14 protein-coding genes are annotated in these 10,222 nt (G+C 44.8%); 6 read left to right on the top strand and 8 right to left on the bottom strand.

The annotated features are described in order from the left end of the window. The coding region (locus NFS35_RS27890; RefSeq protein WP_251210237.1) for an IS91 family transposase at positions 1-655 on the top strand (655 nt) is incomplete at its 5' end. Positions 656-1,108: 453 nt separating this feature from the next. Here the strand turns inward: NFS35_RS27890 and NFS35_RS27885 are convergent. From NFS35_RS27885 to NFS35_RS27865, 5 genes are all read right to left on the bottom strand, one after another. Then, positions 1,109-1,747: a hypothetical protein gene (locus NFS35_RS27885; RefSeq protein ID WP_251210236.1), complete on the bottom strand. Its 639-nt coding sequence runs from the start codon at positions 1,745-1,747 to the stop codon at positions 1,109-1,111. A 93-nt stretch (positions 1,748-1,840) separates the two neighbouring features. Beyond that, positions 1,841-2,881, bottom strand: coding sequence for a restriction endonuclease subunit S domain-containing protein (locus NFS35_RS27880; protein ID WP_251210235.1), 1,041 nt, complete (start codon positions 2,879-2,881; stop codon positions 1,841-1,843). Then, a complete protein-coding gene (locus tag NFS35_RS27875) occupies positions 2,853-3,284 on the bottom strand; it encodes a hypothetical protein (protein WP_251210234.1) in 432 nt (143 codons plus the stop codon). The genes NFS35_RS27880 and NFS35_RS27875 overlap by 29 nt, the downstream gene beginning before the upstream one ends. Continuing rightward, complete coding sequence (locus NFS35_RS27870) at positions 3,281-3,727, bottom strand: hypothetical protein (RefSeq protein ID WP_251210233.1); 447 nt, start codon at positions 3,725-3,727, stop codon at positions 3,281-3,283. The genes NFS35_RS27875 and NFS35_RS27870 overlap by 4 nt, the downstream gene beginning before the upstream one ends. A gap of 517 nt (positions 3,728-4,244) precedes the next feature. Then, positions 4,245-4,628 carry a hypothetical protein gene (locus NFS35_RS27865; RefSeq protein ID WP_251210232.1) on the bottom strand — a complete coding sequence of 128 codons (384 nt, stop codon included), beginning with the start codon at positions 4,626-4,628 and terminating at the stop codon, positions 4,245-4,247. Between the two features lie 645 nt (positions 4,629-5,273). On the opposite strand from NFS35_RS27865, the gene NFS35_RS27860 reads away from it, so the two are divergent. The 4 genes from NFS35_RS27860 (at position 5,274) to NFS35_RS27850 (ending at position 7,447) form a co-directional block, all read left to right on the top strand. After that, positions 5,274-5,906: a sigma-70 RNA polymerase sigma factor region 4 domain-containing protein gene (locus NFS35_RS27860; RefSeq protein WP_251210231.1), complete on the top strand. Its 633-nt coding sequence runs from the start codon at positions 5,274-5,276 to the stop codon at positions 5,904-5,906. 116 nt (positions 5,907-6,022) lie between these two features. After that, the gene (locus NFS35_RS30125) at positions 6,023-6,556 is read left to right on the top strand and encodes a hypothetical protein (RefSeq protein ID WP_330640513.1); all 534 of its coding nucleotides are present in this window, start codon (positions 6,023-6,025) and stop codon (positions 6,554-6,556) included. Then, positions 6,511-6,936, top strand: coding sequence for a hypothetical protein (locus tag NFS35_RS30120; RefSeq protein ID WP_330640512.1), 426 nt, complete (start codon positions 6,511-6,513; stop codon positions 6,934-6,936). Before NFS35_RS30125 ends, NFS35_RS30120 begins: the two co-directional genes overlap by 46 nt. Continuing rightward, entirely contained in the window at positions 6,929-7,447 is a 519-nt protein-coding gene (locus NFS35_RS27850; RefSeq protein ID WP_251210238.1) for a hypothetical protein, read from the top strand. The genes NFS35_RS30120 and NFS35_RS27850 overlap by 8 nt, the downstream gene beginning before the upstream one ends. 248 nt (positions 7,448-7,695) lie before the next feature. Here NFS35_RS27850 and NFS35_RS27845 read toward each other — a convergent pair whose 3' ends face one another. Together NFS35_RS27845 and NFS35_RS27840 are read right to left on the bottom strand one after the other, a co-directional pair. After that, the gene (locus tag NFS35_RS27845) at positions 7,696-8,049 is read right to left on the bottom strand and encodes a TnpV protein (RefSeq protein WP_251210230.1); all 354 of its coding nucleotides are present in this window, start codon (positions 8,047-8,049) and stop codon (positions 7,696-7,698) included. A 176-nt stretch (positions 8,050-8,225) separates the two neighbouring features. Next, the gene (locus NFS35_RS27840) at positions 8,226-8,411 is read right to left on the bottom strand and encodes a hypothetical protein (RefSeq protein WP_251210229.1); all 186 of its coding nucleotides are present in this window, start codon (positions 8,409-8,411) and stop codon (positions 8,226-8,228) included. A 393-nt stretch (positions 8,412-8,804) separates the two neighbouring features. Here NFS35_RS27840 and NFS35_RS27835 point away from each other — a divergent pair, with 393 nt between their 5' ends. Beyond that, positions 8,805-9,374, top strand: a complete 570-nt coding sequence (locus NFS35_RS27835) for a TetR/AcrR family transcriptional regulator (RefSeq protein ID WP_251210228.1) — start codon at positions 8,805-8,807, stop codon at positions 9,372-9,374. Between the two features lie 128 nt (positions 9,375-9,502). Here the strand turns inward: NFS35_RS27835 and NFS35_RS27830 are convergent, their stop codons facing one another. Beyond that, on the bottom strand, positions 9,503-9,964 hold the full coding sequence (locus tag NFS35_RS27830) for an NADPH-dependent FMN reductase family protein (protein WP_251210227.1): 462 nt from the start codon (positions 9,962-9,964) through the stop codon (positions 9,503-9,505). Between the last annotated feature and the right edge of the window lie 258 nt (positions 9,965-10,222).

The following is a 10,222-nucleotide window of genomic DNA, read 5'->3' as shown; positions in this document are numbered from 1 at the left end:
CCTTACCCCGGACGGCAGGATCCGCAGGAGCAAAGGGAAGTTCTTCCTGCCCGTCTTTGTCCTGCGGGACAAGTTCAAGGGGAAATACCTTGCCCTCCTGGACAGGCTCTATAAGGATGGCTCCCTTGCCCTCCCGGGCTCCTGTGCCGCTTTCCGGGAACCTTCCGGCTGGCAGGCCTTCCGGGACGGCCTTTGCCGCAGGGACTGGTGCCCCTTCATCAAGGAGACATTCAACGGCTTCGGCAACGCCATCGAGTACCTGGGCAGGTATACCCATAAGATCGCCATCTCCAACAGCCGCATCCTTTCCGTTACGGAAACAGAGGTCGCCTTCTCTGCGAGGGGCTTAAAGCCGGGGGATCCAAAACGCACCATTGCCATAGGCTGCTGCGAGTTCATCCGGCGGTTCCTCCTCCATGTGCTCCCACAGGGGTTCCAGAAGATCCGCTACTACGGCTTCCTGAACAACCGTACAAAGTCCAGGAACCTGAAGCTGATCTTCACCCTCCAGGGGCGCCAGGGCTTCAAGGCACGTTTTGCCGGGATGTCCATGGCACAGCTGGTCCTGGCTGTCTGGGAGAAGGACATCACCAGGTGTCCTGTCTGCGGCTCTGCCGGGATGCGGCCTGCCGGAAGGACTTATGCTTCCGGATAGATTCTTTTCATATAAATGCTCTTCTTCATTTTTATACGGTGCCCCTACAGGTCTCCCGGAATGGAAGGCCTGGTCAGCCTACGCATTTTTAAGGAACCTCCAGAAAAATACAGTTTTTCCCGGCATAGAAACTTCTGTGCATCTTTATTTTTCCCTTCTAAAGCCTCCGTTTCTGCCAGGTGGAGAAAAGCAATCCCCACACCCGCACCTTCAGGCCCCGCGGCCCGGTACAATCGGAAAGCATCAGATTTAGGGCATTTTATCTTTTGTACAAGTTATTCTTTTCTGTTGCCCTAAATCAGATGCTTTCCTTAGATATTATATCAAAAAACTTTGACCCAATTGAACGCGGTACCTGTTTCAGCAATTTATCGTCATTACAACAAAATCTCATTGAATAGTTTCAGGTTTCACAAGCTTTCTCTCCTTCCAGAATGTAATTAAAACAGTTTTTTAATACTCCAGCATCCGCGCGGCATACTGCTCCGGAATGATCGTATATTGTCCGTATTCCTTCCGCAGCGCTTCATACTCCGTCGGCGCGGCCAAAAGAGCCGTCTGCAGATCGTTCTGAACATGCATGACAATTTCCTGAAATAATGAAGTTTTGCGTACCTGTGTCATCGCCTTCTCCAAATCAGTTCCCCTGTTTGATACAACTGGTGTATCAGTAAGCCCGATACAGACATCCTCCATCATGTCAAGCATACACAGCGGCCCATAAAAATCAAGCTTCTCACACTCCTCAAAATCTTCGTGATCCACACGTCCGCCCTCTATGGAAACCAGCTGCATCAACAGCCCGCAACTCCACTCAACCGCAAACCATTCATAAGCATCCGGACACGAATCCGCAAAGTATTCTGCAAAATGCTCTGAGCAAAAGCCTTCGGGGCCTACATTGTGTTCTAACAGCCATGCATAATAATCATTTGCAAAGTCCTGAAAATCCGCCGCCGCGACACGTCCGCCCAGATAATCCCAGAGAAGCCCCTGCGCATACCGCAGGCATACACAAAGCTGTGCCTTGTCCGCGGTCAGCCCCTGCTGCACCGTATTGCAATAGCGCTCCAGAACCAGCAGGTTCCCCAACAGACGCGGGCGGCTGTCACTGTGTGCATATTTTTTTGCTTATTTGTTTGACGTCATTTATTGTAATCATAATATCTATTTTTCAAATAAGAATCAGAATGATGAAATCCCCTGCATCTTCCCCATCCATTCCCGAACCTCTTCCTTTGACAATTCCCGTTTGATTTCTGCCAAAGGCTTAAGATAAGGATGGCAGCTTACAGCGAAGAATAAATCCCAGCTTCGTGGAAATTTTTCAGGATAAATCAATACCACAGGCATTTGCTCCACACAGGGAATAGTATCCGGCCCCATCTCTCCCCAGAGCATCTGACCATCACAGGAATAATAGGCGGCATGTGCATAAACCGAACCATTCTGCCTTGCCGTCTCTTCCCCCGATGCATAGGCAAATACTTTTAGGCTTTCCGGTGATTTCACATCTGCGGATAAGCCAAAACGCTGGTCCCATTCTTTCTGATAAAGTGCCCTTTCCAGCAAGGTCATCAAGTGGAAATTTTTCCCCACATCCTGAACCCTTATTAACGCTCCTTGCTCCTTTTTTGGTGCTAAAACAAGCACATCCATAGGTCCGCAGACAGGATATATCCGAAGCAAATATGAGCTATTTTTCACAAAAGGCTCAATGCGCTCCAGATTATCATATAAATCCTTTTTACGCAGATACTCCCTGCTCTCCGGTGATTTTGCCAGTAAATCCATAATTGCCATCATCAGTGGCGCACTTCCCCGGAAAGCCCGAACCTTATCCGGTGCCGTCAAAAACAGCTTGTCCAACATCTCATCCTCGGGATCACTTTCCTCTGTTTTATCCAGCTCATCCAGCAACCCGCAGAGATGGGAAACCACCTTAATAAAGAAATTCACAAGTCCCTCTCCTGCGCCTCCTGGCCCACATTCTCCCATCAGTACACCACAGAAAAATGCGCAGCAGCAGCCCTTGTACAAATCCATAGAATCCAGCTTTCCAGCCAACTCACCCAGTATTTGTTTCTGGGCTTTTAGACATTTTCTTCGGTATTGATCCAAGGCAATAAATCTGTCCGAATGTCCTAATAAATTGGCAATTTTCGTTTCCTCTAATGTCGAGGGCTGCTGAAATTCCTCAACAAACAGACGAATTAATTCTTCCATAACCGTATTCTCTCCTTTCCACTGGAAAGCTATAATCCTGCTTTCTCCGATAAAATCTGCAGCCATTTCTTTTCTCCAGCGAGATCTTTTCTGTCACGATTTCCCCGCTTTCCCTGTTTTCATAAGTAATCACCATCCCTATCGGAAAAAATCCCTGATTGCATTTTCCCAATTCCTTAATACAGATGTAAGGAATATGGATGTATTCGCATGAAAATCCCTTGGTGAGAATGACCTGCCGGTCCGTAAAGATTGCCACGCCGCCCTGCTTCCATGTCTCGATTCTTCCGACCAGCTTCTCCGTATAATTGATCGTAGCTGAGCCATATAATTTTTCATCCGGCGATAACACGCCCCTGTCCACAAGATTCCGCCTCTGCTTTTCCAGCTTTTGTTCATTCATTTCCTGAATCCTCCATATCTGCATAATCGCCCGGAATCTCCCTTGAGACTCCGGGCGTCTATATGTCTGATTATAGCACTGCCAGACTGCCACGCAAAAGCGCCCCGTCCAAATCGGCACATAAATCGGCTTTCTGCAAGTATGGAAGGCTTTAGCTGCGGCAGTCTTTCTGTTTCTGACTGCTTTGTTTCAGCAGGGACAGTTTTTTGTTCTGCCTTTATCTGTTCAATAACGAATTTTTTGATTTCCCCAGTGTTTTCTTGCCGAAGCTGTCCCGTCTTATTCTGCGCATCTGATTTCCGCTCCGTATATAAAGGAAACTGTATCTTCTTTTCCCGTCGGACTGCCGAATCAACTTTTACATGAATCTGACCATCCATATCTTTTGATGTTTCCTTTACAGCATCATCAGCTTTGCTGATGACCTTTTCCGCCATATCCATTACTTTCTGCATAACCTTTGCAATCAGATGCTCTAATAACAAAATCGCCGCCCTGACAATATCTCTGAACAGCTCCGGCTTGCTGCCATTCTGTCCCACAGATTCCTTTACCTTGCCCGTGATCTCCGCCTTTTTAAGCTCCACAACCTCCGTCTCGGATACGCCGCTTGCGATTGCACAGTCAACCGCTCTGTTCCATTCCATGCGGATTTCGTTGTCTGCTTTTATCTCCTCTGCTTTCGGATTATTTTTGCCGACTTTCTTAGTTGCAAGATACGAACCGTTTTTGTCAAATATGCTGAGCCTGTCTTAATCATCAATTACCATCTGATTGATCAGATCTGTATAAAATACTTTTACCTCATCCAGAAAAGATTCCTGCTTAAAGCGTCCGTCTTTTATGGTAAAAATTTTACGCTCATACACTTCTCCTTTTTTGATTATTTTACAGCCCCTGCAGATATTTCCGTCCCCATCAAGTATCTCTTTCTTTGTCCGCGCATGACGCCCCTGCTCGTCATAGAACATATTCCGGGCGGCAATCTTTTCTATTGGTTATCATGTGGATATGCAGGTTTGTTTTCCGTTTATTGTGATGGAGCGCAGAAAAACATTCTACGCCGTACCGTTTCTTAAATTCGTCTACCATCTTTTTCAGCAGATAGTCGTGGTCATGGCTGATAAAACTTTCCGGCAGGGCGATCATCAGCTCCCTTGCCTCTATGCACTTTCCATTCGTTCCGCTTTTCTCAAATTCTTCCTGACTGCACTTGGCAAGTTCCCGCCAGAATGCCCTGTCCGGCTCTTTCGGACTGTAAATTTGCGTCTGCGCAAATTTGTCCCCGGCAGGGCGAAATCCCCAGAGCATAAACCGAAGGTTTGTGCGGAGGGTGTATTTCACTCTCAAACGCCGAGGGCTTAGGGGAGCGCTTACGCCCTCCCCGGAAATTACCCGCTGAGACTCCCCTGACTTCTCCAAAACAGTCTCTAAAACAGGTCTTTTCAGGACAGAAAAAAGCCGTCTGCCTGAAACCCGATATGTCAGTCTCAAAACAGACGGCTACAATTACGCCCTTATTTGCAGCCTTCCGGTTGCTCTTTTCCCTTATTTTGCGGGCTTAAATGCTCGCCCTTTATCGTGCAGCCTTTAACGGCTGCCCTGCGTGTCGGCATACCCTGAACCTGTATATACCCTGACCTTGAAAAGCGTCCCGCCTATCCTGCGGTAAAAAAACCAGCCACAGAAGGACTGGTTTTTGCCATATCATTATTCAATTTTACTGCCTCCATTATGCAATCCTTTCTTGCGCTTCATACGCATTTCCCTTATAATTGTTCGGGGAACCGTTAAGTCTCCGACTTCCGTACTTAGTAACCGGATTCCCATTTTATCCGTACCTCATAGCCTGCCCCTCCTTTCGTGTAACTGATTTCCAGTCAAAAAGAATTACTCTTTCACTAATAGGAGAAAAACGGCTATAAAAACGGAAGTGTTTTTGAAAAAACAGCTACAAAATCTTATTTTTTTGCAAAGGACTGACCATAAATGCCAAAATACGCTGAAATCCCAGCATTCAGGGAGCAGAATTTCATAACGGAAGCGGACAGGGATATGCTCCACCGTGAAGCCCGCGCCCTTGCGATCCAGCGTATTGAGGAAAGCGCAAGGACAGAAGCCGACTTTGAAAATGTGCTGTACTGGTGGGATAAACTGGACGCAAGCAGGGAACGGAAAGAAAGACACCATGAAATAGGGCGATCCACTGTTCCTTTGGAATGGGGCGCAGATGAATGGTACCTTTCCACCAGACCTTCCTATGATATGATTCTAAGAAGGCTCATGCTTGCGGGCGATTTTCTTGATTTCATATTTGACAGCCCGGAAACACTACACGAACTTGTCACGGATATAGATTTATCGGGGATATTGCAGGAACTAAAACCACATCTCAAAAATATGCTCTATTATCTATTCCTGCGTGATTATTCCACAGCAGAATATGCGGAGAGTATCGGACAGACTGACCGGAATATCCGGGGTATTCGGGAAACTGCTCTGAAAAAGATACGGAAGCTCTATGGCGGCATACTCACATACAGGAAAGAAAACAGTCTGCCGATGACGATTGACGAAAAATATTTCTTGGAAAACGGAGTGCGAAAGAAAAAGGGAAGATAAGTGTATTCTGACTGAAAGCCACAAACAGCTTGACCAACAATGAGTAACTGTTTATAATGTAAGAAATATTACATCAGATGATATGGCAGGATTGATTGGATTGGAGCAGATTTTTTATGAAAAATTTATTTGAACATACCAGTGCGCCGTGGATTCGGTACAGCAACTATGAATATAAGACAGACAGTGACAGCAACCTCTACATAACGGTTTCCAAAGATGCCAGACCGGAAATGTACCATCCCATGCAGGAAGCAGAACAGCTCGTCATTGATGCCATAAATGTCGGGCTTGCCGCCATGCACAAAATACCGGAAGAAGAATTGAGGGAAGTTGTGCTTGACTTTATCAAAAAATATGGTTTTCTCGGCTTTATGACTGCCCTGCCGACAACAGCAGATTTCATAACCTATGAATCGGTATATCTTCCCAAAAATCACTTTATAAAGGAAGAATCCCTCCCTACAGAGGAGTATCTCACCTATTTTTATCCTTTTGACAAGCCTGATTTCAAAAAGAACGGCGTAGAGTCGGGATGGTCTGTGACCGACCGTGAGGGCTTGCGATCACGATGGCTATGGGGAATGCGCCACAGGCTGTGGCGATGGGATTGCAGAAGGAATATGCGGAAAGGTACGACTGGCTTGTAAAGGAATTTACCGACTGGGCGTTTACTTTTATGACAAGCTTCCTTTATTATATGGATTATGATGCGATTGACGAACAGACGCGCAGTCTGTACCGTCAGGGCATTTCCGCTTTCGGCGGGATAGCCCCGACTTACCGGATCGCACTTGAAAAGGATTCGCCCGTCATCGTATGGGATTTCCATTCCCTGCTAATCATGGTGCAGATGTGCTTCTCATTCATGCTCACAGATAAGGACAGTGATATGCGCATGTGCAAACATTGTAAGAAAGTCTTTGTTGCAAGCCGGAAAGGGAATGAGTTTTGCAGCCAAAAGTGCAAGAACCAGTTTAATGTCTATAAATCAAGGGAAAAGAAGAAAGGGATCAAAAGAGATGATTGAAAACAGGAATGTAAATATCATAACCGATGCGGACGGTAAAAAGCTGGTCTTGATTAACGATATCCGATTCAAGGGCAAGCGTCAGATTGACTGGAATGATGTAAAGCAGTATCTCGAAGGATACGTTGGGGACTATTACGAAATCGCTGAAAATGCAGAGCATATTTTTATCGGGAGTGAACTGCCGGAAGAATACACGGAATCAGAGAGCCGCAAAAGCCTTATGGGAGCAAATGCAAAAGCGAAGGCAAATGCCGCCACTGCGATACCGGAGCTGATCCAGATAGCATCTAACCCAGCTTTTGAAGAAAACCGCAAGGAAAAACACAATAAAAACGCAAAATACGGCTGGTACAGGTATGATGTCCGTTTTGCCCTCCCGGTCTATGAGGAAAATGTGCTTGTAAGATACAATATCTTCCATGCCCGTCTTTTGATTAACCATGCTGAAAATGGCAGGAAATATCTATATGACATTTTGGCAATAAAAAAAGAAACGAGCAAGCCGTAGCAAGATGTACGGTGAAAACCCATTTCTTATTGTCAATAGTAAGCTATTTTTTAATTCTTGTCAATCCCCAATTTTGATTTTTTCAGAATACTGCCATTGGCATTTTCAATGCAATAGGGGAACTTTGTTCCCCTTTAACCACTCCATAGCATGAGACGCCGATGATGTCAAGACCGCCGCAGGCGAGGCGGAGCCGGTGTCTTGACATCATCGGCGCCTCATGCTACAAAACTTAAAGCAGGGCAATCCTAAAGGGAATATATCAGATCGTGCAGCACTACTTCCTCCGCCCTGCTCCTGATGCTGTTCATCTTCTGAAACCAGCCAAGCCAGTCCTCGGATTTAAGCTGCTCCGTCATGCCCTCTTTTTTAGCCATCTGCCCCACAAGCCTGTCCATCATCTCGTTGCATTCTTCATCAATCTCCGCAAGGTGCTTCCATAAGGTTTCCGATAAGATCATATACGAATAAATGCCCCTATGGTTTTCTTCTAAAAAACGCTTCCTCATCCGTCCATACTTCCTGATCTGATACTCCGTTGTATCCGAAAGTTTGAGGTCTGGAATCAGATAGTCGCCTTCCCGATGGTATGTAATCTCCATATACAACCGCCTTTCTTTGTGCTAAACTGTTTACAGATACGAATAAAATATCACTTTCTTCCTTTACCACAACATCTGCAAGTTTCCATTCACCACAAATGAGCCAGCCACATATGTTGTATTTTAGCAGATGCGCATTTCCGCTAAAATACAGCATTTTACGGAAAAGTTTACATCTACAGTTCACAACATATCACATCATTCATGTATCCTTCCGCAGTGTCAATATTGCGGTATCCTGCCTTGATTACTGTCTTTACACATTTTGCTGTATGAAGAGGGGAAATCTGCCATACGCCAAAACCCAAACCGGGAATTTTTAACCCATTATGAAGGGTAAGACTGTCTGATATTTTTTCCATGTCTATCTTTTCCTCCTGAAATTTTAATCCTGTAACCTTGTTCCGATGCCTTTTCCTTTACCTTTAAACACATAAAAGAATCTTCTTTCTGTATCAGTTAAAATAAAGGATTACATTGATTTCCTATGTATCATAATCCAAAAACTGCTCCTGATTCCACACCATTCTGACAGCTTCTGTGGTTTATGCCACACATCTGATAAAAATGTGGCATAATGTGCTAAGGTTTCTCTATGCTGATTCCCTCTGTCTTGAAACGCCAATAATACTCACGTGTTGATTTTTTGACTTGAATGTATTATAATACAAACGGGTACAACCCAATAAAATATAATTTCAAGAGTTGTATTGCAATTTTTCTCCATGCAGTGCAGCTTTTCAGGAGGTTTTATTATGGCAGCCGATAAAAAAGTAGACCTGCGGATTCAGAGGACAAAGGACTCCATCCGTAAAACCTTTGAAGAAATGATCTGTGAAATGGATTACGAACAGATTTCTATCAAAGAACTGGCACAACGTGCCAGAATCAACCGAAAAACATTCTATTTACACTACAACACATTAGATGACCTTCTTCGGGAAATCCAGAATGAAATGGCACAGAATTTCATTAAACGCACCCAGGGCCTGGAACGCCCACGCGATATGGATAAAATCACACGGGAATTTTTTCTGTGCAGCGAAGAACTGGGGAAAATTGGGGAACGAATCACCTGCAGCGGCAACTATAAGTACATCAGCCGTAAAATCACAAATGACATTATGAATCAGACCTGGAAAAACGGAGCAGCATCATCTGCTGAAAACCCCTATATTCAGAACATTATCATGACATATGCAGCACAAAGCACTTTGGAAATTTACAAACAATGGGTGGCAGATGGGAAAAAAATTCCCCTTGAGGATATCATCAAAATCGCTACCCGGCTTATCTGTAATGGCATTAATGGCTTAAATTCATAATTTTACAGCGTAACCTGTCAGGAATATATCATTTTATCGGATTCGTGTTATTCCATCCTTTTAAAATACGGGCAGAGATAATTTCTTTCATTTCTTCAACTGTAATATTCCGTTCACGAGCCAGCCTCTCAAATAGTGCATCTTGTTCTGAAAGCGATTTTAAGGCGGGCACTATCTGACATTTCCTGACGTGAGATCTCCAGCAGCCCATCGTATGTTTCCGGGTAAGCATTTACGGCTTCAATCTCAAATGTATCTGCCCCTGTCTGCTCTGCAATCATTTTCGCAATAATCGCGGTATTGCCTTCCTCAATGACACCCACCCCATATTGCTCTCCTGCAAGGGAAAAATACGCCACCAGAATAGAGGTTCCTTCCGCTTTGTTGTCGGAATCGGTATCCATTTCTTCCTTCTCTGTACGATCAGAAGATTCTGCCCCTTGTGCCACAACCGGATTAGTCTCTTTTTCCGATAGTTCCTGTCGGTCTGATGCTTCCTGTCGGGTAGAATTATTTTCCGCCCGGCGTCCGCAGGCTGTAAGTGAAAATGCCATAATCCCAATTATCACAAGTGAAAGTATTTTTCTCATTCCAAACACCTCGTCACTCTTCCAGGTAGTGTCAAATCCTACCCTATTTTTTGTTACTAAAACCTTGATTTATGGGAGTTTGCAAATAAAAAGAGCAATGACCTCCCTTTTCGTGTATAATGAGTTCACCACAAACATCACTCTACAGAAGGAGTCATTGCTCATGGACATTATACACTACTTAGTGTCTGCTGATTAAGTCTGGTTAAATGCAAGGGATTCTGTAAAATGTATATTTATTATCCAAAAGTCGATACA

The sequence above is a fragment of the Acetatifactor aquisgranensis genome (genome assembly GCF_943193215.1).
Classification (GTDB): domain Bacteria; phylum Bacillota; class Clostridia; order Lachnospirales; family Lachnospiraceae; genus Acetatifactor; species Acetatifactor aquisgranensis.
This window is presented reverse-complemented; position numbering and strand designations above follow the sequence as displayed.

Coding starts and splice junctions, on each gene's coding strand:
- NFS35_RS27880 (WP_251210235.1), bottom strand. CDS start 2,881: ATGGAAGAATTAATTCGTCTGTTTGTTGAGGAATTTCAGCAGCCCTCG.
- NFS35_RS27875 (WP_251210234.1), bottom strand. CDS start 3,284: ATGAATGAACAAAAGCTGGAAAAGCAGAGGCGGAATCTTGTGGACAGG.
- NFS35_RS27870 (WP_251210233.1), bottom strand. CDS start 3,727: ATGGATATGGCGGAAAAGGTCATCAGCAAAGCTGATGATGCTGTAAAG.
- NFS35_RS27860 (WP_251210231.1), top strand. CDS start 5,274: ATGCCAAAATACGCTGAAATCCCAGCATTCAGGGAGCAGAATTTCATA.
- NFS35_RS30125 (WP_330640513.1), top strand. CDS start 6,023: ATGAAAAATTTATTTGAACATACCAGTGCGCCGTGGATTCGGTACAGC.
- NFS35_RS30120 (WP_330640512.1), top strand. CDS start 6,511: ATGGGATTGCAGAAGGAATATGCGGAAAGGTACGACTGGCTTGTAAAG.
- NFS35_RS27850 (WP_251210238.1), top strand. CDS start 6,929: ATGATTGAAAACAGGAATGTAAATATCATAACCGATGCGGACGGTAAA.
- NFS35_RS27845 (WP_251210230.1), bottom strand. CDS start 8,049: ATGGAGATTACATACCATCGGGAAGGCGACTATCTGATTCCAGACCTC.
- NFS35_RS27840 (WP_251210229.1), bottom strand. CDS start 8,411: ATGGAAAAAATATCAGACAGTCTTACCCTTCATAATGGGTTAAAAATT.
- NFS35_RS27835 (WP_251210228.1), top strand. CDS start 8,805: ATGGCAGCCGATAAAAAAGTAGACCTGCGGATTCAGAGGACAAAGGAC.
- NFS35_RS27830 (WP_251210227.1), bottom strand. CDS start 9,964: ATGAGAAAAATACTTTCACTTGTGATAATTGGGATTATGGCATTTTCA.